Source organism: Pseudomonas fluorescens (assembly GCF_012974785.1).
Taxonomy (GTDB): domain Bacteria; phylum Pseudomonadota; class Gammaproteobacteria; order Pseudomonadales; family Pseudomonadaceae; genus Aquipseudomonas; species Aquipseudomonas fluorescens_BT.
In genome coordinates this window covers 5,666,267-5,686,286 of the sequence record NZ_CP027561.1, presented here as the reverse complement: position 1 = coordinate 5,686,286, position 20,020 = coordinate 5,666,267, and the positions used below count along the sequence as shown (strand labels likewise).

Here is a 20,020-nt window from a genome sequence, read left to right as displayed (position 1 = left end):
CTGCAAGCAGCCACTAGGCTTACTCCCACAGCAGTCATCAATAACAAAGGTGTGGGTATGAGCCAGGTCGAATCAAACGCAGGGGCCAGCGATGTGCTGGTCAGCTTTCGTGGAGTGCAGAAGAGCTACGACGGCGAGAACCTGATCGTCAAAGACCTCAACCTGGACATTCGCAAGGGCGAATTCCTCACCTTGCTCGGACCGTCCGGCTCCGGCAAGACCACCAGCCTGATGATGCTCGCCGGTTTCGAGACGCCGACCGCCGGCGAAATTCTCCTTGCCGGGCGGGCGATCAACAACGTGCCGCCGCACAAGCGCGACATCGGCATGGTGTTCCAGAACTACGCGCTGTTTCCGCACATGACCGTTGCTGAAAACCTGGCGTTTCCGCTGACCGTGCGTGGCCTGAACAAGAGCGATGTCAGCGACAAGGTCAAGAAAGTCCTGAGCATGGTTCAGCTCGACGCTTTCGCATCGCGTTACCCGGCGCAACTGTCCGGCGGCCAGCAACAGCGTGTGGCTTTGGCCCGTGCGCTGGTGTTCGAGCCGCAGCTGGTGCTGATGGACGAACCCCTCGGCGCTCTCGACAAGCAACTGCGCGAACACATGCAGATGGAAATCAAACACCTGCACCAGCGTCTCGGCGTGACGGTGGTCTATGTGACCCACGACCAGGGCGAAGCCCTGACCATGTCCGACCGTGTCGCCGTGTTCCACCAGGGCGAGATCCAGCAGATCGCCCCGCCGCGCACCCTCTACGAAGAACCGAAAAACACCTTCGTCGCCAACTTCATCGGCGAGAACAACCGCCTCAACGGTCGCCTGCTCAGCCAGAACGGCGAGCGTTGCGTGGTCGAGCTGGGGCGTGGGGAAAAGGTCGAGGCGCTGGCGGTCAACATCGGCCAGACCGGCGAGCCGGTCACCCTGTCGATCCGTCCGGAGCGCGTCAGCCTCAACGGTTCGAGCGACCAATGCGTCAACCGCTTCTCCGGGCGGGTGGCCGAATTCATCTATCTGGGCGACCACGTCCGGGTGCGCCTGGAAGTCTGCGGCAAGACCGACTTCTTCGTGAAACAACCGATTGCCGAGCTCGATCCAGCGCTCGCGGTCGGCGACGTGGTTCCGCTTGGCTGGCAGGTCGAGCACGTTCGCGCGCTTGATCCTCTTCTAGAGGCGCACTAAGCGCCCCGGCAATACCAACACCAACCCTGCACGTGGAGAGAACAATAAATGTTGAGATCCCTGAAGTTCACAGCCCTGACCCTGGGCCTGATGGGTGCGGCAAGCGCAATGGCCGCTGGGCCGGATCTGACCGTGGTGTCGTTTGGCGGGGCGAACAAGGCGGCGCAAGTCAAAGCCTTCTACGCACCGTGGGAAGCGGCGGGCAACGGCAAGATCGTCGCCGGCGAGTACAACGGTGAGATGGCCAAGGTCAAAGCCATGGTCGACACCAAAAGCGTGTCCTGGGATCTGGTAGAGGTTGAATCGCCGGAGCTGTCCCGTGGCTGCGACGAAGACATGTTCGAACAACTCGACCCCGCGTTGTTCGGCAAGACCGAAGACTACGTCAAAGGCGCGATCCAGCCGTGTGGCGTGGGCTTCTTCGTGTGGTCGACCGTGCTGGCCTACAACGCCGACAAGCTGAAAACCGCACCGACCAGCTGGGCGGATTTCTGGGACACCAAGAAATTCCCCGGCAAGCGCGGCCTGCGCAAGGGCGCCAAGTACACCCTCGAATTCGCACTGATGGCCGACGGCGTTGCGCCGAAAGACGTCTACAAGGAACTGGCGAGCAAGGGCGGACAGGATCGCGCATTCAAGAAACTGGATGAGCTGAAACCGAACATTCAGTGGTGGGAAGCCGGCGCTCAGCCGCCGCAGTATCTCGCTTCCGGCGACGTGGTGATGAGCTCGGCCTACAACGGTCGTATCGCTGCGGTGCAGAAAGAATCCAACCTGAAAGTGGTGTGGAACGGCGGCATCTACGACTTTGACGCGTGGGCCATCCCGAAAGGCCTGGACGCCAAGCGCGCCGAAGCGGCGAAGAAATTCATCGCGTTCTCGGTGCAGCCACAACAACAGAAGACCTACTCGGAAAACATCGCCTACGGCCCGGCCAACTCTCAGGCAGTGCCATTGCTGGACAAGGCGATCCTGAAAGACATGCCGACCACCCCGGAAAACATCGCCAACCAGGTGCAGATCGACGTCAGCTTCTGGGCTGACAACGGCGAGCAACTGGAGCAGCGCTTCAATTCCTGGGCTGCGAAGTAACCAGAGGGCTTGCCCTCCTGGGAGCGGGCTTGCTCGCGAAAGCGTCAGCACATTCACATTGATGTCGACTGACACGCCGCCTTCGCGAGCAAGCCCGCTCCCACATTAAAAGTTCGAGGTGGCTTGCCGCCTCTGTAACGATCAAAGATTTGCGGAGTACGTCATGGCCATCGCCGTTCCCCTGAACGAGGGCAACAGCCCCACCTTGAAGCAGCGGCTCAAGCACGCCGAGCGGGTCAACCGCTGGAAGGCCCAGGCGCTGATCGCGCCGCTGGTGCTGTTTCTGTTGCTGGTGTTCCTGGTACCGATCGTGGCGCTGCTCTATAAAAGTGTCGGCAACCCGGAAGTGGTCGGCGGCATGCCGCGCACCGTGGCGGCCATTGCCAGTTGGGACGGTCGCGGCCTGCCCGCCGAGCCGGTCTACAAGGCCGCCGGCGAAGACCTCGCCGAAGCCCGTAAAAACCAGACGTTGGGCGATCTGTCCAAGCGCCTGAACATGGAGTTGGCCGGCTATCGCAGCCTGCTGACCAAAACCGCCCGCTCGCTGCCATTCGCCAGTGAGCCGGCCTCTTATAAAGAAGCGCTGGAAGGCCTCGACGAGCGTTGGGGTGATCCGGCCTACTGGCAAGCGGTGAAGCGCAACACCAGCAGCATCACGCCGTTCTATCTGCTGGCGGCGGTGGATCATCGCATCGACGACCTCGGTGAACTGGCCCCGGCCACGCCGGATCAGGCGATCTACCTCGACATCTTCGCCCGAACCTTCTGGATGGGCCTGATCATCACCGTGATCTGCCTGGTGCTGGCGTATCCGCTGGCCTACCTGCTGGCCAACCTGCCGTCGCGTCAAAGCAACCTGCTGATGATTCTGGTGCTGCTGCCGTTCTGGACGTCGATCCTGGTGCGGGTCGCCGCGTGGATCGTGTTGCTGCAATCCGGCGGATTGATCAACAGCGCGCTGATGGCGATGGGCATCATCGATAAACCGCTGGAGCTGGTGTTCAACCGTACCGGGGTCTACATCTCGATGGTGCACATCCTGCTGCCGTTCATGATCCTGCCGATCTACAGCGTGATGAAAGGCATCTCGCCAACCTATATGCGCGCCGCGATTTCTCTGGGCTGCCATCCGTTCGCCAGTTTCTGGCGGGTGTACTTCCCGCAGACCTACGCCGGTGTCGGCGCCGGTTGTCTGTTGGTGTTCATCCTCGCCATCGGCTACTACATCACCCCGGCGCTGCTGGGCAGCCCGAACGATCAGATGGTCAGCTACTTCGTCGCGTTCTACACCAACACCAGCATCAACTGGGGCATGGCCACTGCGCTCGGCGGCTTGTTGCTGCTGGCGACCGTGGTGCTTTATCTGATCTACAGCTGGCTGGTGGGCGCCAGTCGCCTGCGCCTGAGCTAAGGGGAATTTGAAATGCTGAGTCCTTATATGTCGCCCGTCGAGCGGGTGTGGTTCTACAGCTTGCGGATCCTCTGCGGCTTGATCCTGTTGTTCCTGATCCTGCCGGTGCTGGTGATCGTGCCGCTGTCGTTCAACTCGGGCAGTTTCCTGGTGTACCCGCTGCAAGGTTTTTCGCTGCACTGGTATCAGGACTTCTTCGCCTCGGCGGAATGGATGCGCTCGCTGAAGAACAGCATCATCGTCGCCCCGGCCGCGACGGTGCTGGCAATGGTGTTCGGTACGCTGGCGGCCATCGGCCTGACCCGTGGCGACTTCCCCGGCAAGCCGCTGGTGATGGCGCTGGTGATTTCGCCGATGGTGGTGCCGGTGGTGATCATCGGTGTGGCCAGTTACCTGTTCTTCGCGCCGCTGGGCCTGGGCAACAGTTTCTTCTCGCTGATCGTGGTGCACGCGGTGCTCGGTGTGCCCTTCGTGATCATCACGGTGTCGGCGACGTTGCAGGGGTTCAACCATAACCTGGTGCGGGCGGCGGCCAGTCTTGGGGCTTCACCGCTGGTGACGTTCCGCCGGGTGACCTTGCCGCTGATTGCGCCGGGGGTGATTTCCGGTGCGTTGTTTGCCTTTGCGACCTCGTTCGATGAAGTGGTGGTGACGCTGTTTCTTGCAGGTCCCGAGCAGGCGACGTTGCCACGACAGATGTTCAGCGGGATTCGCGAGAACCTGAGCCCGACGATTGCGGCGGCTGCGACGTTGTTGATTGCCTTCTCGGTGATTCTGTTGCTGACGCTGGAGTGGTTGCGTGGGCGGAGTGAGAAATTGCGTACTGCTCAAGTCTGACGACTGCAAGTTCCGGGTTGTCTGCCATTCATGCGCTGAATGACAGACAACCCGAATTCCCCAGCTACGCTTGTGCTCAGCTCCCACATCTATAAGAGGCTGCGCACGATGAGTCTTTCCTCGTTCAAGATCGCTCACAAATTGATCACCGGCGCCGGGGCCATCGAGCAACTGGCGGCTGAGCTCACGCGGCTGGATATCGACAACCCATTGATCGTCACCGACGCCGCGCTGGTCAAGTCCGGTACGGTGGAGCTGGCGCTGGCGCAGATTGGCGAGCGCGAGTATGAGATTTTCGACCGGGTATTGCCGGATCCGGAAATCGCCATCGTCGAGGACTGCATGCGCGTCTACCGAGAGGGCGGGCATGACGGGTTGATCGGCCTGGGCGGCGGCAGTGCCATCGACATTGCCAAGAGTGTCGCGGCGTACGCCGGTTATCACGGCGCGCTGGAAGATCTGTTCGGCGTCGATCAGGTGCCGCGCAAAGGCCCGCCGCTGATCGCCATCCCGACCACCGCCGGCACGGGGTCTGAAGTGACCAACGTCGCCATTCTTTCGGACAAGGTCGCGCAACTGAAGAAAGGCATCGTCAGCGACTACCTGTTGCCGGATGTGGCGCTGGTCAGTCCGCAGATGACCCTGACCTGTCCGCGCAGCGTCACCGCCGCCAGTGGTGTCGATGCGCTGGTGCATGCCATCGAATCCTACCTTTCGCTGAATGCCTCGCCGATCACCGATTCGCTGGCCATCGGCGCAATCAAACTGATTGCCCGGTCCTTGCCCAAGGCTTACGCCAACCCCTCCAACCTGCAGGCCCGGGAAGACATGGCCACCGCCAGCCTGATGGCCGGCATGGCGTTCGGCAATGCCGGGGTCGGCGCGGTGCATGCGCTGGCGTATCCACTGGGCGGACGTTTCAACATTGCCCACGGCGTCAGTAATGCGCTGTTGCTGCCGTATGTCATGAGCTGGAACAAGATGGCCTGCGTCGAACGGATGCAGGATATCGCCGAAGCCATGGGGGTGAAGACCGCTCATCTGAGTCTCAATGAAGCGGCGGACAGTGCCGTCACGGCGATGACCGAACTGTGTGCCGCGGTGGAAATCCCGCAGGGGCTGCGCAGTTTCGACGTGCCCGAAGAGGCGATTCCGGCCATGGCCGTGGAGGCCGCCGGGATCGAGCGGCTGATGCGCAACAACCCGCGCAAGCTCAGCGCTGGCGACATCGAGAAGATCTACCGGGCGGCGTACTGAGAACCCGACAGTCATCGGTCATGGCACAACCCAATCATCGCGGTCACGGTGCGCGCGCGGAAACTTGAGGTATACAATGCGCGCCATCGTGATTTAGCTCAGAAAAGGTGCGTCATGCAGCCCTTCGTTATTGCTCCGTCGATTCTCTCCGCCGACTTCGCCCGCCTGGGCGAGGAAGTGGACAATGTTCTGGCCGCCGGTGCCGACTTCGTCCACTTCGATGTCATGGACAACCACTACGTGCCGAACCTGACCATCGGCCCGATGGTCTGCGCCGCGCTGCGCAAGTACGGCATCACCGCGCCGATCGACGCGCACCTGATGGTCAGCCCGGTGGATCGCATCGTCGGTGACTTCATCGAGGCGGGCGCCACCTACATCACCTTCCACCCGGAAGCCACGCTGCACGTCGATCGTTCGCTGCAACTGATCCGTGAAGGCGGCTGCAAGTCCGGCCTGGTGTTCAACCCGGCGACCCCGCTGGACGTGCTCAAGTACGTGATCGACAAGGTCGACATGGTCTTGCTGATGAGCGTCAACCCGGGCTTCGGCGGGCAGAAATTCATCCCCGGCACCCTCGACAAGCTGCGTGAAGCGCGGGCGATCATCGATGCCTCGGGCCGTGACATCCGCCTGGAAATCGACGGCGGCGTCAACGTCAACAACATCCGTGAAATCGCCGCTGCCGGCGCCGACACCTTCGTGGCCGGCTCGGCGATCTTCAATGCGCCGAACTATCAGGAAGTCATCGACAAGATGCGTTCCGAACTGGCGCTGGCCCGCCCATGAGCGGATTTGAGCAGCTGTTCCCGGGGCAACTGCCGCGGTTGGTGATGTTCGATCTGGATGGCACGCTGATCGATTCGGTCCCCGATCTGGCGGCGGCGGTGGATAACATGCTGCTCACCCTCGGGCGCAAGCCTGCCGGTATCGAGTCGGTGCGCGAGTGGGTCGGCAACGGCGCGCCGGTGCTGGTGCGCCGGGCGCTGGCGGGCGGCATCGACCATGCCAGCGTGGATGACGTCGAAGCCGAGCATGCGCTGGAGGTGTTCATGGAGGCCTACGGCGCCAGCCATGAGCTGACCGTGGTCTATCCCGGCGTGCGCGACACCCTGAAATGGCTGCACAAGCAGGGCGTGGCCATGGCGCTGATCACCAACAAGCCGGAGCGCTTCGTCGCGCCGCTGCTGGATCAGATGAAGATCGGCCGCTACTTCAAGTGGATCATTGGCGGCGACACCTTGCCGCAGAAGAAACCTGACCCGGCGGCGCTGTTCTTCGTCATGAAGATGTCCGGCATTCCTGCCTCGCAATCACTGTTCGTCGGCGATTCGCGCAGCGATGTGCTGGCGGCGAAAGCGGCGGGGGTCAAATGCGTTGGGCTCAGTTATGGCTACAACCATGGCCGGCCGATTGCCGAGGAATCACCGGCGCTGGTGATCGACGATCTGCGCAAGCTAATTCCCGGTTGCCTGGATACGGCCGCTGAGATAACGTTGCCCGACGCTTCTCAACCCCCTTCTGGAAACGCCATCGTGGTGGTCACCCGCAAACTCTGGATGAAAGTCATCAAGGCCCTGGCCCGCTGGCGTTGGCGCGCCTGACTTGTTCCTGGCCGGCCTGCCGGCGCGTTTGCACACCTGACTGATATGCCCCTCACACCACGAGGCACCCTATGATCCGCGAAGAATTCCTGCGTCTGGCCGCTGACGGCTACAACCGCATCCCGCTGGCCTGCGAAACCCTGGCCGACTTCGACACCCCGCTGTCGATCTACCTGAAACTGGCCGACCAGCCCAACTCCTACCTGCTCGAATCGGTGCAGGGCGGCGAGAAATGGGGGCGTTACTCGATCATCGGCCTGCCGTGCCGCACCGTACTGCGGGTTCATGACCATCACGTCAGCATTACCGTCGATGGCGTCGAGACCGAAAGCCACGACGTCGAAGACCCGCTGGCCTTTGTCGAAACCTTCAAGGCCCGCTACAACGTGCCGACCATTGCCGGTCTGCCGCGCTTCAATGGCGGCCTGGTGGGTTACTTCGGCTACGACTGCGTGCGTTATGTAGAGAAGCGCCTGGGTAAATGCCCGAACCCGGATCCGCTGGGTGTGCCGGACATTTTGCTGATGGTCTCCGATGCGGTGGTGGTGTTCGATAACCTCGCCGGCAAGATGCACGCGATCGTGCTGGCCGACCCGGCGCAGCCCGATGCCTACGAGCAGGGCCAGGCGCAATTGCAGCAACTGCTGGAAAAACTGCGTCAGCCGATCACCCCGCGCCGTGGCCTGGACTTCAGCAAGCAGCAGGCGGCCGAGCCGGTGTTCCGCTCCAGTTTCACCCAGGACGACTACGAAAAAGCCGTCGACACCATCAAGGAATACATCCTCGCCGGCGACTGCATGCAGGTCGTGCCGTCCCAGCGCATGTCGATCGACTTCAAGGCTGCCCCGATCGATCTGTACCGCGCACTGCGTTGCTTCAACCCGACGCCGTACATGTACTTCTTCAACTTCGGCGATTTCCACGTCGTCGGCAGTTCGCCAGAAGTGCTGGTGCGGGTCGAGGACAACCTGATCACCGTGCGCCCGATTGCCGGCACCCGCCCTCGTGGGGCTACCGAAGAAGCAGATGTGGCGCTGGAAGAAGACCTGCTGTCCGACGACAAGGAGATCGCCGAGCACTTGATGCTGATCGACCTCGGTCGCAACGACACCGGTCGTGTTTCGGAAATCGGTTCGGTGAAACTCACCGAGAAGATGGTCATCGAGCGTTATTCCAACGTGATGCACATCGTGTCCAACGTCACCGGCCAGTTGAAGGCCGGGCTGACGGCGATGGACGCGCTGCGGGCGATCCTGCCGGCCGGCACCTTGTCCGGCGCACCAAAGATCCGTGCGATGGAAATCATCGACGAGCTGGAACCGGTCAAGCGTGGCGTTTATGGCGGTGCGGTCGGTTACTTCGCCTGGAACGGCAACATGGACACGGCCATTGCGATCCGCACCGCGGTGATCAAGAACGGCGAACTGCACGTGCAGGCCGGTGGCGGCATCGTTGCCGACTCGGTGCCGGCGCTGGAATGGGAAGAAACCATCAACAAGCGTCGTGCGATGTTCCGTGCTGTTGCACTGGCCGAGCAAACCCCGGACTGAGTGACGGGGGACTCAGCCACAAAAAAAACGCGGCGCCTGTAAGGGCGCCGCGTTTTTTATTGCCTTCTGATCAGAAGTCCAGACTTACGCCAACATTGATCCCTTGCTGGGAAAAGTCGTCATCCTTGCGAATGTTGTAGCTGGCGCGCAGGGCTACCTCCTTGGTGAGGTTGTGGCTGACGCCCAGGTTCAGGCGGTTGAGGTTGGTTTGCGGTGTGTAGCCTTCCAGGGTGTAGCGATTGTTCGGCAGGCTGTTGAGGTTCATCGTCAGATCCTGCGCGTCGTCGTTGTATTCGCGCTCGTGGGCGAATTCGCCGAAGACCTGGGTCTGTGCAGTGATCTGGTATTTGCCCTGGATGCCGAGGCCGAGACGGCGGGAGTTGCGCGACTGGTCATCGAAGGTCAGCGCAGTAGAGTCCGCGCCTTTTTCCGAGTAACCATCGACTTCCACCTTGCCGAAATCGGCGCTGACGAAGGGCGACAAGTGCCACGGACTGCTGGCCTCTGGCGCGATGTCGTAGCCGACGCGGCCACCGATGGCCAGCACATAGCCGTCGGTATCGCCTTTCTCGCCACGTTCGTTGACCCCCAGCTGGAACTTGCGCTTCAGGCTGTCGTAGTCCAGATGTCCGGCGGTAACGGCCAGGTCACCCCACCAGCGGTTCTGCTGGTACTGGGCGAACGCGGTGCCCATGTAGGAGTTGAGTTTGTACTCGGAGTCGTTGTCGCCGGCTTCGATTTTCTGATGGTAGAGACCGGCTGCCACACCGACGCGCCAGGCATCGTCGAGGCGGTAGCTGCCGCCGATGTTCAGGTTATATCCGTTGCCGTCGGCGCTTGCCGCGGCGTGCTGGTCATCGAAATCCTGATGCTGACCACCGCCGGAGACAATCGCCCGCCATTGGCCAACACCTTGCCAGTTCTCCCAGTCGGCCAGCCATTGATTGCGCAGTTCATCCTGATGCGCACGTAACGTGCCCTGGGCCATTTCCGGCAGCAGGGTCAGTTCCCATGGGGCGGCCAGCAGCGAGTAGGCATAATCGGCAATCAGACGTTGCCCGGCTTCGGTCGGATGCACGGCGTCGTTGTAGATCAGTTTGGTCGGATCCGGTGTGGCGCTGTTGATCCCGTAACGGGCGTTCTCGGTGCAGCCGCTGCCGCTGAAGCAGGTGCCGACCAGATTCTGGTCGGTTGCCAGACCGAACTGTGCCGGATTGGCGAACGCCTCTTTTAGCAATACCGGAACGTTCAGCGGGATGACGTTGGCGTTGACGCTCTGCAACTGGCTGACCAGTTCGGTGTTGAACTGGGCGCTGAGTTGCGAGGTGAAGGCTTGCAGCGGCGAGCCGTTGATGGCTGGCGTCAGGCCGATGTCCGGCAGCAGCCAGACCATGATGTAGCGGGCACCGGCGCCTTGCAGTGTGCGTACGCTGTCGACCAGGCGGTCGGCGGCGGCGTTGGCCTGAGGCAGGCTGGTGACGCGGCCCTGGAGGAAGTCGTTGCCGCCCCCGCTGAGGTAATACAGGGCATTGGGGTCGGCACGGAAACCGTTCGACGGCAGATAACCGGCGCGGGTGCGTTCCCCGGTGGCGGACTGGCTGGTGATCGAGTCGAGAATCTGGTCGGTGCGGTAACCGCCCACGGCCCAGTTGTTACCGTCCGGCTGGCCTTGGCCGGCACGTACCGCTGAGGACGAGGAGGCGGTCTGATCCGGTGTGAAACCGAGGCGGCCTCCAAGCAGTTGCGTCGAGTTCAACGAGCGCAGTTCGCCGCTGCCGTCCAGATAGACCGGGCCGGTGCGGTTGGTGTAGCGCTGGGTGGCGCCGGCCGGGCCGCCGCTGTCGGTGAAAGTCCCCGCATCGCTCAGGCTGTCGCCGAAGACCACGAAATTCGAATAAGGATTGGGTGCGGCGTTCGCCTGGGCGCAGGCCATCGCGAGCAGGCATCCGGCAAGCGGTACAAACAACGTCTGTTTGATCATGAGCAAGTCCGTTTATTTATTGTTGTATGGAACGAAACGACAGTACCAAAAACTTCCGGCGTTTTGCCATCGGTCGTCAACCCTCCCATAGTTTTCCCCCCCTTCAGGCCCGGCCATATTGCACGCTCTGCCCAGCTAAGTTACTGTGCCGAGACGTATGAATGAGACCTTCCCCGTGTTGATCACCAGCAAACTTCTGGATCAAGTCATCAAGGCCCACGCCCGCTGGCGTTGGCGCGCCTGAATCTTTTCTGCCGGCCCCGCCGGATCTGTATCGCTTTGCCTTCCTTGCCCGTTTGAAATGCCGCCTTGCCGTCGCCACTTGCGCGTCCGACATCGCGCAGCGTCGCGGCAAGTCTTCCGAAGGCTGTTTCAAGTCAGAATTCAAGAGGTTCGAAACGCCATGTTGCTGATGATCGACAACTACGACTCCTTTACCTACAACGTTGTGCAATACCTCGGCGAGCTGGGTGCCGAGGTCAAGGTTGTGCGCAACGACGAGCTGACCATCGCCGAAATCGAAGCGCTCAATCCTGAGCGCATCGTGGTGTCCCCCGGTCCGTGCACACCGACCGAAGCCGGTATCTCCATCGAAGCCATCAAACACTTTGCCGGCAAACTGCCGATCCTCGGCGTCTGCCTCGGTCACCAGTCCATCGGCCAGGCTTTTGGCGGCGACGTGGTGCGTGCCCGCCAGGTGATGCACGGTAAGACTAGCCCGGTATTCCACGAGGACAAGGGTGTTTTTGCCGGCTTGAACCATCCGCTGACCGTCACTCGTTACCACTCGTTGATCGTCAAGCACGATACTTTGCCCGATTGCCTGGAACTAACCGCGTGGACGCAACACGATGACGGCTCGGTCGACGAAATCATGGGCCTGCGTCACAAGACCCTGAACATCGAGGGCGTACAGTTCCACCCGGAATCGATTCTCACCGAGCAGGGCCATGAACTGTTCGCCAACTTCCTCAAACAAACCGGCGGCACGCGCTAAGGACTCTCCATGAATATCAAGACAGCCTTGAGCCGTATCGTCGATCACCTCGACCTCAGCACCGAAGAAATGCGCGACGTGATGCGCGAAATCATGACCGGCCAATGCAGCGACGCGCAGATCGGCGCGTTCATGATGGCCATGCGCATGAAGAGCGAAAGCATCGACGAAATCGTCGGCGCGGTGTCGGTGATGCGCGAGCTGGCGGACCAGGTTGAACTCAAGACCCTCGACGGCGTGGTCGACGTGGTCGGCACCGGTGGTGACGGGGCCAACATTTTCAACGTTTCCACGGCTTCGGCTTTTGTCGTTGCCGCTGCCGGCTGCACCGTGGCCAAACACGGCAACCGTGCGGTGTCGGGCAAGAGCGGCAGCGCCGACCTGCTCGAAGCCGCCGGCATCTACCTCAACCTGACGCCGGTTCAGGTGGCACGCTGCATCGACAACGTCGGCATCGGTTTCATGTTTGCCCAGACTCATCACAAAGCCATGAAGTACGCCGCCGGTCCACGCCGCGATCTGGGCCTGCGTACCCTGTTCAACATGCTCGGCCCGCTTACGAATCCGGCCGGCGTTAAACATCAGGTAGTCGGCGTTTTCACCCAGGCCCTGTGCCGGCCATTGGCCGAAGTCTTGCAACGTCTGGGCAGCCAGCATGTGCTGGTGGTGCATTCGAAGGACGGTCTGGACGAGTTCAGTCTCGCCGCGCCGACCTACGTGGCCGAGCTGAAGAACAACGAAATCACCGAATACTGGGTCGAGCCGGAAGATCTGGGCATGAAGAGCCAGAGTCTGCACGGCCTGTCGGTCGAAGGTCCGGAAGCGTCGCTGGCGCTGATCCGCGATGCACTGGGCAAGCGCAAGACCGAGAACGGCCAGAAGGCTGCGGAAATGATCGTGCTCAATGCCGGTGCGGCGCTGTACGCCGCCGATCTGGCAACAAGTCTGAAAGAAGGCGTGGCACTGGCCCACGACGCTCTGCACACCGGTCTTGCTCGGGAAAAGCTCGAGGAGTTGGGTGCCTTTACCGCGGTATTCAAAGTGGAGAATGAGGGATGAGTGTACCGACGGTTCTGGAAAACATTCTGGCCCGCAAGGTTCAGGAGGTCGCCGAGCGTAGCGCCCGTGTGAGCCTGAGCGAGCTGGAAAGTCTGGCCAAGGCGGCCGATGCACCCCGTGGTTTTGCCCAGGCATTGCTGGCACAGGCCAAGAAGAAACAGCCGGCCGTGATCGCCGAAATCAAGAAGGCGTCGCCGAGCAAAGGCGTGATCCGCGAGAACTTCGTTCCCGCCGACATCGCCAAGAGCTACGAGAAGGGCGGGGCGACCTGCCTGTCGGTGCTGACCGACATCGACTACTTCCAGGGCGCCGATGCCTACCTGCAACAGGCCCGCGCCGCGTGCTCGCTGCCGGTGATTCGCAAGGACTTCATGATCGATCCGTACCAGATCGTCGAAGCCCGTGCGCTGGGCGCCGATTGCGTGCTGCTGATTGTTTCCGCGCTGGATGATGTGAAGATGGCCGAACTGGCCTCGGTGGCCAAAGGCGTCGGCCTCGATGTACTGGTAGAAGTCCACGACGGCGATGAACTCGAACGCGCATTGAAGACCCTGGACACGCCGCTGGTCGGGGTCAACAACCGTAACCTGCACACCTTCGACGTGAGTCTGGAAACCACCCTCGACCTGCTGCCACGGATTCCGCGCGATCGTCTGGTGATCACCGAGAGCGGGATTCTCAACCGTGCCGATGTCGAACTGATGGAAATCAGTGATGTTTATGCATTCCTGGTCGGTGAAGCGTTCATGCGCGCCGAAAGCCCGGGCATTGAACTGCAACGTCTGTTCTTCCCTGAGCGCGGCGTTCCGGTGAGCGGTTCGACCCTCGACTGATTCCTTCAGACCGAGTCGACTCGTTCGCGGGCAAGCCCGCTCCCGCAGGAGAAATGCATTCCTGATGTGGGAGCGGGCTTGCTCGCGAAGAGGCCATAAGATTCACCACAGACTGATCGTCTAACGGACTTCTTTATGACTCCAGTTTCCCTGCCCATCGAAGCCGGCCTGCAAGCCGAACAGGATCTGCTGGCCTCGGTCTGCGCCGGCGATGCAGAGTGCGGCCTGCTGTTCTGGCAGCCCAGTGATCGAGCGCTGGTCATGCCCCGCCGCTTGAATCGCCTCCCCGGATTCGATCACGCTTGCGAAGTCTCCGCTGCGGCCGGCTGGCCGGTGTTGCTGCGCGAAACCGGCGGTGAACCTGTTCCGCAATCGGCGTCGACGATCAACATTGCACTGGTCTACGCACCGCCTCGCAGCGAAGGCGATCTGAATCGCATCGAAACCGGTTACCGGCGCCTGTGTGATCCGATCTGTCAGTTGCTGGATGAGTTGGGCGGCGTGTCTTCGCTGGGTGAAATTGACGGTGCATTCTGCGACGGTCGCTTCAACGTCAACCTCGACGGCCGCAAGATGGTTGGCACCGCGCAGCGCTGGCGCCAGAGTCAAGGCGGTCAGCGCCCGGTGGGCCTGGTGCACGGTGCGATGCTGCTGGATGACGAGCGCGAATCGATGGTCGCGGCGGTCAACCGCTTCAATGAGGCGTGTGGCCTGGAGCAGCGGGTACGTGCTGCCAGCCACATCGCGCTGCATGAAAAATTTCCGGCGCCCCATGCATTGGCGCGACTCGATGAACTCTTTCGTTTGAGGCTGGCGCAGATCTACGCCGTCTGAGCTTTCGAACTCAGCGAGTGCCGAAGACCACCATGGTCTTGCCTTTCACATCTACCAGGTTGCGTTCTTCAAGATCCTTGAGCACGCGACCGACCATCTCCCGCGAACAACCGACAATCCGCCCGATCTCCTGGCGGGTGACCTTGATCTGCATACCGTCCGGGTGGGTCATCGCGTCAGGCTGTTTGCACAGCTCCAGCAGACAGCGAGCGACACGGCCAGTGACGTCGAAGAACGCCAGATCGCCGACCTTGCGCGTGGTGTTGCGCAGGCGTTGTGCGATTTGTCCGCTGAGCACGTAAAGAATGTCTGGATCCTGCTGCGATAACTCACGGAATTTGGTGTAGCTGATTTCTGCGACTTCGCACTCGACCTTGGCCCGTACCCAGGCACTGCGCTCCTGTTCCTGGCCGGCCTGTTCGAACAGGCCCAGTTCACCGAAGAAGTCCCCGGCATTCAGATACGCAATGATCATTTCGCGGCCGTCATCATCCTCGATCAGGATCGTGACTGAACCGCGGATGATGAAGTACAGCGTGTCCGAGCGGTCCCCGGCGCAGATGATGTTGCTCTTGGCCGCATGACGCCGGCGCTGGCAATGCATCAGCAGCTTGTCGAGGTTCTTGATTTTGGGTGTGGGGGTAATACCAACCATGGTTGTATCCCGAAAAGACTGCACGGTTATATTTGGTTTTATATGAGGCGCTGAGGCGATCGCTACAAATACTGACTGGGCGCCAGTGAATTGGCGCCAGCTTACCAGACACTTCGTCGAAAATTCGAGAAATTACCTACGCAGTAAGGGCATCCGTCCTAGGATCACCGCTCGCAGTCCAACCGGGGCCCTGTGCTAAGCTGGCGACCCTTTTTTCTACAGTGGAGTCTTGGCGATGAAGGCACGCATCCAATGGGCTGGCGAAGCCATGTTCCTCGGCGAATCCGGCAGCGGTCATGTCGTGGTCATGGACGGTCCGCCGGACGCCGGTGGTCGCAATCTGGGTGTTCGCCCGATGGAAATGCTCCTGCTGGGCGTTGGCGGTTGCAGCAATTTCGACGTGGTCAGCATCCTGAAAAAGTCCCGTCAGGCCGTTGAAAGCTGCGAAGCTTTCCTGGAAGCCGAACGCGCGACCGAAGATCCGAAGGTGTTCACCAAGATCCACATGCACTTCGTGGTCAAGGGTCGTGGCCTGAAAGAAGCCCAGGTCAAACGCGCCATCGAACTGTCTGCCGAGAAGTATTGCTCGGCCTCGATCATGCTCGGCGCGGCCGGCGTGGCAATCACCCATGACTATGAAATCGTCGAACTCGGCTGAACCGACATTCAACTATCATAAAAGCAGTGCAGACTCTGGCGATCCCCCGCTGACGTCTGCATAATGCGCCACTTTTTTCAGGGCAGTGATCGGTCAGCCGACGGGTCATCCGCCTGAACAGATAACCAAAATCGCCATCGCGAAGAGGTGTTAACCGTCCTACGCAGGTGCGTCGTTCGCACTTGACGGGCATGCTTGATCACGCGGCCGGGCCGCATACATAGAGAGTTTTTAACGGTGAAAAGCAAACTCAAGCTCCACGGGTTCAATAACCTGACAAAGACCTTGAGCTTCAACATCTATGACATCTGCTACGCGGAAACCCCGCAAGACCAGCAGGCTTACGTCGAGTACATCAATCAAGAGTACAACGCCGAACGCCTGACGCAGATCCTCACGGAAGTTGTCGAAATCATTGGTGCCAACATTCTGAACATTGCGAGTCAGAACTATGAGCCTCAGGGTGCCAGCGTCACGATTCTGATCTCGGAAGAGCCGGTGACCCCGACCGAAAGCCAGATCGAAGAGTCCCCGGGTCCGCTGCCGGAAATCATCCTGGCCCACCTCGACAAGAGTCACATCACGGTGCATACCTACCCGGAAATCCATCCGGACGCCGGTATTGCGACGTTCCGTGTGGACATCGACGTGTCGACCTGTGGCGTCATTTCACCGCTCAAAGCGCTCAACTTCCTCATTCACCAGTTCGATTCGGACATCGTGACTGTGGATTACCGTGTGCGCGGCTTCACCCGTGACGTTGAAGGCAACAAGCACTTCATCGACCACGAGATCAATTCGATCCAGAACTACCTCTCTGAAGACACTCGCGACGCGTACCAGATGACCGACGTGAACGTGTATCAGGAAAACCTGTTCCACACCAAAATGCTACTGAAGAACTTCGAACTGGATAACTACCTGTTCGGCGATGCCACCAGTAACCTGTCGTCCGAGCAACGCGCCCAGGTGACCGAGCGCGTGAAACACGAAATGCTGGAAATCTTCTACGCGCGCAATATGCCGAGCTAAGAAATCCAGGCCCAAAAAAAGGCGACTGCTTTGCGGCAGTCGCCTTTTTTATGGGCGTTTTTCAGATTCGGTAGGTGCTCTTGGTCATCACTTTGGCCAACAGGCTCATGCCGAACTTCACCGGCGCCGGGAAGCGGAATCCGCCGGCCTCCAGTGCACTTTCCGCGTGATGTTCTTCGTCGATACGCATCTGCTCAAGAATTGCCCGGGACTTTTCGTCCTCGGCCGGCAGTTGCTCCAGATGCTCGTTCAAGTGCTTGCACACCTGATGCTCGGTAGCTGCGACAAAACCGAGGCTGACCTTGTCGCTGATCAGCCCCGCAACCGCGCCAATCCCGAACGACATGCCGTAGAACAGCGGGTTGAGTACGCTGGTGTGGCTGCCCAACTGATGAATGCGCTGTTCACACCAGACCAGATGATCGATCTCTTCTTCGGCCGCATGTTCCATGGCTTCGCGCACCTGCGGCAGCTTGGCGGTCAGTGCCTGACCTTGATACAGCGCCTGGGCACAGACTTCACCGGTATGGTTGATGCGCATCAGGCCGGCGACGTGGCGGGTGTCTTCGTCGCTCATCTGCACGTCGGGCTGCACGATGGCGGGCGACGGACGGTACGGTTGGCCGCTGAAGGGCAGCAGGGTTCGCATCGCGGCATCGGCTTGCAGCAGAAGACGGTCAATTGGCGAATAGTGACGTTGGGTAGTCATGCTGACCTCCGGGAAGAATCTCGGCGACCAGTTTAACCGAATCGGCCGGGGAAGGTTTGCGCTGGGTCATGTGGGAGCAGGGCGCCCCCACAGATTTTGAGGTGGATCAGCCCGGTGGCCAGTTCATCTGGCGTTGACCGAGTACGTGCATATGAATGTGGTAGACCGTCTGCCCACCCTTTTCATTGCAGTTCATCACCACCCGGAAACCTTCTTCGCAACCCAGCTCCAGCGCCAGACGCTGGGCGGTGAACAGGATATGCCCGGCCAGTGCCTTGTCGTCTTCGGTCAGGTCGTTGAGGGTGCGCACCGGTTTCTTCGGGATCACCAGAAAATGCACCGGTGCCTGTGGGGCGATGTCGTGGAACGCCAGAACCTGGTCGTCCTCGTAGATGATCTTCGCCGGGATCTCCCGGTTGATGATCTTGGTGAACAGAGTATCCACAGCTGTTTTCTCCGTTGTGTGAGCTGGGCTGAGTGTACCCACGAGGGAACACCGCGCCCAGCCATTTGCCTGCCGGCCCTTCAGCGGGGGCAGTAAGCTTTGTTGACCATGCCGACGATGGTGCGGTTGAGCCAGCGCGAACCCAGTCGCGGCAGAAAGGCGAACCAGCGGTTCCGGCGCCCGGGAATGATGATTGCGCGGTTTTTCTCCAGGGCGCGCACGGTGTATAGCGCGACCTCTTCGGGGCTCATCAGCAGTTTGCTGGCGTTGAGTTTGTCGTTGTTCAGTTGCTCTGTGCGAAAGAACGCCGTGCGCGTCGGGCCTGGGCAGAGCACGGAGACTTTCACGGCACACTTTTTCAGTTCCACCCGCAGCGCTTCGGAGAAGTGCAGGACGTAGGCCTTGCTGGCGTAGTAAGTGCTCATCCACGGGCCGGGATTGAACGCGGCGACCGACGCCACGTTGAGAATCTGCCCGCCACCCTGCAGGGCCATGCTGTTGCCGATCGCGTGGCACAGGCGGGTGAGGGCGAGGATGTTCACCTCGATCAGGTCCTGCTCGGTCATCCAGTCCTGGGCCAGGAAAGGCCCGCAGGTTCCGATGCCGGCACAGTTCACCAGCAGATCGATCTGCCGGTCGCCTTCTTCAAGCTCCAGCAGGAATCCGGACAGGCGCAGCGGCTCGCCCAGATCGCAGGCCCGGAACAGTACCTCCACGCCGAAACGCTGGGTCAGTTCAATCGCAATGCTTTCCAGCTGATCACGCTGTCGGGCCACCAGAATCAGGCTGCGGCCACGGCGGGCCAGAGCTTCGGCCATGGCCAGACCGATGCCGCTGGAGGCGCCAGTGATCAGAGCGTAACGGGTCATGCAGTTCTCCATCGCAACAGCTCCGCGCCGTGGACGCAGGTGTCACGGCGGGGAGCGCTGTTCATTCTTTCGCAGAGTCTACAGGGGCCGGTGCGGCTTCGGCTGCATCGTCCACCGAATTCGGCACGGGCTCGACTTCGACATCGACTTCATCGGCAGTCACCGAACCACTTTCATAACTGCTTTCGAGGCTGGTTTCGTACTCCTGCTGGATGGCCGAGATCCCGCCCAGCATGCCGCCGACGAAGAACAGACCGATAAAGACGATCCACAGGGAGCACAGTACTTTGACGGCGGTGCTGTTCGGTGGAGGTGGCGGGCCATAGCGATTGGCGCCGGTATTGCCCGGCATGACCATGATCACCAGCGGGAAGAAACTGCCCACGAACGGTACCAGGGTCAGCAGCCAGAGCCAGCCCGACCAGCCGATATCGTGCAGACGCTGAACGCTGAACAGGATGCCGATGATTGCGAAGGCCAGGAACAGGAAGAAGGCGAAGATACCGCCAATGATCAGCCCCGACGTCGAGTCGGCGCTCACCAGGCCCAGACCGATCAGCGCAAACACACCGATGATTGGCAGGGTCACCAGACTCAGGACCATTGACCATGCCAGGTAGCGCAGACGTCCGATTCGTCCCTCGACACTCAATGGCTTGAGCGCGGCGAACTCCGGCAGTTGCTCTCCAACACTGGCTCGAGGCGGTGCATAAGGCGAATCGGGTTCGGCCACGGTGGCGGAATGTTCCTGGACATCGGCCAGATTCAGTTCGATGGCTGTTTCCGTCTCGATCCGGGCGTCGATCCCTGTTTTGCTTAGCGCTTGCAGATAAGTCTGGGCATCGCTGTGTGACAGGTCGCGTTTGAGGGCAACCGCGCGGCCATTGAACAGGCGTTCAATGGCGGCCACGTCGCTCTTGAACAGCTCGGCCAGATTGAGTTTGGCCGTGGTGATATCGACACCGGGCTGCAGGGCTCCGTCGAAAACGATCTTGTAGCGAGTTTCGCTCATGGC

At 60.7% G+C, this 20,020-nt stretch carries 20 protein-coding genes; 14 read left to right on the top strand and 6 right to left on the bottom strand.

Features of this window, described 5'->3' with window-relative positions; translation table 11 throughout:
• The first annotated feature begins 57 nt into the window (after positions 1–57).
• The 8 genes from C6Y56_RS25995 to trpE all read left to right on the top strand — a co-directional run bounded on the left by C6Y56_RS25995 (position 58) and on the right by trpE (position 8,933).
• A complete protein-coding gene (locus C6Y56_RS25995) occupies positions 58–1,182 on the top strand; it encodes an ABC transporter ATP-binding protein (protein WP_007959931.1) in 1,125 nt (374 codons plus the stop codon).
• Between the two features lie 48 nt (positions 1,183–1,230).
• A complete protein-coding gene (locus tag C6Y56_RS25990) occupies positions 1,231–2,274 on the top strand; it encodes an ABC transporter substrate-binding protein (protein WP_121187472.1) in 1,044 nt (347 codons plus the stop codon).
• A gap of 163 nt (positions 2,275–2,437) precedes the next feature.
• Positions 2,438–3,685: an ABC transporter permease gene (locus tag C6Y56_RS25985; protein ID WP_085709229.1), complete on the top strand. Its 1,248-nt coding sequence runs from the start codon at positions 2,438–2,440 to the stop codon at positions 3,683–3,685.
• A 12-nt stretch (positions 3,686–3,697) separates the two neighbouring features.
• Positions 3,698–4,522 (top strand): ABC transporter permease, encoded by an 825-nt coding sequence (locus tag C6Y56_RS25980; RefSeq protein ID WP_085688449.1) that lies wholly within the window; start codon positions 3,698–3,700, stop codon positions 4,520–4,522.
• A gap of 108 nt (positions 4,523–4,630) precedes the next feature.
• A complete protein-coding gene (locus tag C6Y56_RS25975) occupies positions 4,631–5,779 on the top strand; it encodes an iron-containing alcohol dehydrogenase (protein WP_169432152.1) in 1,149 nt (382 codons plus the stop codon).
• 114 nt (positions 5,780–5,893) lie between these two features.
• Positions 5,894–6,568 carry a ribulose-phosphate 3-epimerase gene (rpe, locus tag C6Y56_RS25970; protein WP_003228808.1) on the top strand — a complete coding sequence of 225 codons (675 nt, stop codon included), beginning with the start codon at positions 5,894–5,896 and terminating at the stop codon, positions 6,566–6,568.
• The gene (locus C6Y56_RS25965; protein WP_169432151.1) at positions 6,565–7,383 is read left to right on the top strand and encodes a phosphoglycolate phosphatase; all 819 of its coding nucleotides are present in this window, start codon (positions 6,565–6,567) and stop codon (positions 7,381–7,383) included. Before rpe ends, C6Y56_RS25965 begins: the two co-directional genes overlap by 4 nt.
• A 71-nt stretch (positions 7,384–7,454) precedes the next feature.
• Positions 7,455–8,933 carry an anthranilate synthase component I gene (trpE, locus tag C6Y56_RS25960; RefSeq protein ID WP_169432150.1) on the top strand — a complete coding sequence of 493 codons (1,479 nt, stop codon included), beginning with the start codon at positions 7,455–7,457 and terminating at the stop codon, positions 8,931–8,933.
• Positions 8,934–9,003: 70 nt separating this feature from the next.
• Here the strand turns inward: trpE and estP are convergent, their stop codons facing one another.
• The gene (gene estP / locus C6Y56_RS25955; protein WP_169432149.1) at positions 9,004–10,914 is read right to left on the bottom strand and encodes an esterase EstP; all 1,911 of its coding nucleotides are present in this window, start codon (positions 10,912–10,914) and stop codon (positions 9,004–9,006) included.
• A 403-nt stretch (positions 10,915–11,317) separates the two neighbouring features.
• Here estP and C6Y56_RS25950 point away from each other — a divergent pair, with 403 nt between their 5' ends.
• The 4 genes from C6Y56_RS25950 (at position 11,318) to C6Y56_RS25935 (ending at position 14,637) form a co-directional block, all read left to right on the top strand.
• On the top strand, positions 11,318–11,911 hold the full coding sequence (locus C6Y56_RS25950) for an aminodeoxychorismate/anthranilate synthase component II (protein ID WP_025113531.1): 594 nt from the start codon (positions 11,318–11,320) through the stop codon (positions 11,909–11,911).
• Positions 11,912–11,920: 9 nt separating this feature from the next.
• Entirely contained in the window at positions 11,921–12,970 is a 1,050-nt protein-coding gene (trpD, locus tag C6Y56_RS25945) for an anthranilate phosphoribosyltransferase (RefSeq protein ID WP_169432148.1), read from the top strand.
• Positions 12,967–13,803: an indole-3-glycerol phosphate synthase TrpC gene (gene trpC / locus C6Y56_RS25940; protein ID WP_119427656.1), complete on the top strand. Its 837-nt coding sequence runs from the start codon at positions 12,967–12,969 to the stop codon at positions 13,801–13,803. The genes trpD and trpC overlap by 4 nt, the downstream gene beginning before the upstream one ends.
• 135 nt (positions 13,804–13,938) lie before the next feature.
• On the top strand, positions 13,939–14,637 hold the full coding sequence (locus C6Y56_RS25935; RefSeq protein ID WP_169432147.1) for a lipoate--protein ligase family protein: 699 nt from the start codon (positions 13,939–13,941) through the stop codon (positions 14,635–14,637).
• A gap of 10 nt (positions 14,638–14,647) precedes the next feature.
• On the opposite strand, the gene crp is transcribed toward C6Y56_RS25935, so the two are convergent.
• Entirely contained in the window at positions 14,648–15,292 is a 645-nt protein-coding gene (gene crp / locus C6Y56_RS25930) for a cAMP-activated global transcriptional regulator CRP (protein WP_169432146.1), read from the bottom strand.
• Between the two features lie 235 nt (positions 15,293–15,527).
• Here crp and C6Y56_RS25925 point away from each other — a divergent pair, with 235 nt between their 5' ends.
• Together C6Y56_RS25925 and speD are read left to right on the top strand one after the other, a co-directional pair.
• Positions 15,528–15,950 carry an OsmC family protein gene (locus tag C6Y56_RS25925; protein ID WP_003228794.1) on the top strand — a complete coding sequence of 141 codons (423 nt, stop codon included), beginning with the start codon at positions 15,528–15,530 and terminating at the stop codon, positions 15,948–15,950.
• A gap of 237 nt (positions 15,951–16,187) precedes the next feature.
• Complete coding sequence (gene speD / locus C6Y56_RS25920; RefSeq protein ID WP_007956315.1) at positions 16,188–16,982, top strand: adenosylmethionine decarboxylase; 795 nt, start codon at positions 16,188–16,190, stop codon at positions 16,980–16,982.
• 61 nt (positions 16,983–17,043) lie between these two features.
• On the opposite strand, the gene coq7 is transcribed toward speD, so the two are convergent.
• The 4 genes from coq7 to C6Y56_RS25900 form a co-directional block, all read right to left on the bottom strand.
• A complete protein-coding gene (coq7, locus tag C6Y56_RS25915) occupies positions 17,044–17,691 on the bottom strand; it encodes a 2-polyprenyl-3-methyl-6-methoxy-1,4-benzoquinone monooxygenase (protein ID WP_007956317.1) in 648 nt (215 codons plus the stop codon).
• A 106-nt stretch (positions 17,692–17,797) separates the two neighbouring features.
• Positions 17,798–18,136 (bottom strand): histidine triad nucleotide-binding protein, encoded by a 339-nt coding sequence (locus tag C6Y56_RS25910; protein ID WP_003228789.1) that lies wholly within the window; start codon positions 18,134–18,136, stop codon positions 17,798–17,800.
• 80 nt (positions 18,137–18,216) lie between these two features.
• On the bottom strand, positions 18,217–19,005 hold the full coding sequence (locus tag C6Y56_RS25905) for an SDR family NAD(P)-dependent oxidoreductase (protein ID WP_169432145.1): 789 nt from the start codon (positions 19,003–19,005) through the stop codon (positions 18,217–18,219).
• A 61-nt stretch (positions 19,006–19,066) separates the two neighbouring features.
• Positions 19,067–20,017 (bottom strand): DUF805 domain-containing protein, encoded by a 951-nt coding sequence (locus C6Y56_RS25900; protein ID WP_169432144.1) that lies wholly within the window; start codon positions 20,015–20,017, stop codon positions 19,067–19,069.
• Positions 20,018–20,020 lie beyond the last annotated feature (3 nt).

What these genes read in the sequence shown, in the direction of transcription:
- C6Y56_RS25925 (WP_003228794.1), top strand. Translation starts at nt 15,528, where the DNA reads ATGAAGGCACGCATCCAATGGGCTGGCGAAGCCATGTTCCTCGGCGAA.
- C6Y56_RS25980 (WP_085688449.1), top strand. Translation starts at nt 3,698, where the DNA reads ATGCTGAGTCCTTATATGTCGCCCGTCGAGCGGGTGTGGTTCTACAGC.
- C6Y56_RS25935 (WP_169432147.1), top strand. Translation starts at nt 13,939, where the DNA reads ATGACTCCAGTTTCCCTGCCCATCGAAGCCGGCCTGCAAGCCGAACAG.
- C6Y56_RS25995 (WP_007959931.1), top strand. Translation starts at nt 58, where the DNA reads ATGAGCCAGGTCGAATCAAACGCAGGGGCCAGCGATGTGCTGGTCAGC.
- crp (WP_169432146.1), bottom strand. Translation starts at nt 15,292, where the DNA reads ATGGTTGGTATTACCCCCACACCCAAAATCAAGAACCTCGACAAGCTG.
- coq7 (WP_007956317.1), bottom strand. Translation starts at nt 17,691, where the DNA reads ATGACTACCCAACGTCACTATTCGCCAATTGACCGTCTTCTGCTGCAA.
- C6Y56_RS25975 (WP_169432152.1), top strand. Translation starts at nt 4,631, where the DNA reads ATGAGTCTTTCCTCGTTCAAGATCGCTCACAAATTGATCACCGGCGCC.
- estP (WP_169432149.1), bottom strand. Translation starts at nt 10,914, where the DNA reads ATGATCAAACAGACGTTGTTTGTACCGCTTGCCGGATGCCTGCTCGCG.
- C6Y56_RS25905 (WP_169432145.1), bottom strand. Translation starts at nt 19,005, where the DNA reads ATGACCCGTTACGCTCTGATCACTGGCGCCTCCAGCGGCATCGGTCTG.
- trpE (WP_169432150.1), top strand. Translation starts at nt 7,455, where the DNA reads ATGATCCGCGAAGAATTCCTGCGTCTGGCCGCTGACGGCTACAACCGC.
- C6Y56_RS25950 (WP_025113531.1), top strand. Translation starts at nt 11,318, where the DNA reads ATGTTGCTGATGATCGACAACTACGACTCCTTTACCTACAACGTTGTG.
- C6Y56_RS25985 (WP_085709229.1), top strand. Translation starts at nt 2,438, where the DNA reads ATGGCCATCGCCGTTCCCCTGAACGAGGGCAACAGCCCCACCTTGAAG.
- C6Y56_RS25900 (WP_169432144.1), bottom strand. Translation starts at nt 20,017, where the DNA reads ATGAGCGAAACTCGCTACAAGATCGTTTTCGACGGAGCCCTGCAGCCC.
- C6Y56_RS25990 (WP_121187472.1), top strand. Translation starts at nt 1,231, where the DNA reads ATGTTGAGATCCCTGAAGTTCACAGCCCTGACCCTGGGCCTGATGGGT.
- rpe (WP_003228808.1), top strand. Translation starts at nt 5,894, where the DNA reads ATGCAGCCCTTCGTTATTGCTCCGTCGATTCTCTCCGCCGACTTCGCC.
- C6Y56_RS25965 (WP_169432151.1), top strand. Translation starts at nt 6,565, where the DNA reads ATGAGCGGATTTGAGCAGCTGTTCCCGGGGCAACTGCCGCGGTTGGTG.
- trpD (WP_169432148.1), top strand. Translation starts at nt 11,921, where the DNA reads ATGAATATCAAGACAGCCTTGAGCCGTATCGTCGATCACCTCGACCTC.
- trpC (WP_119427656.1), top strand. Translation starts at nt 12,967, where the DNA reads ATGAGTGTACCGACGGTTCTGGAAAACATTCTGGCCCGCAAGGTTCAG.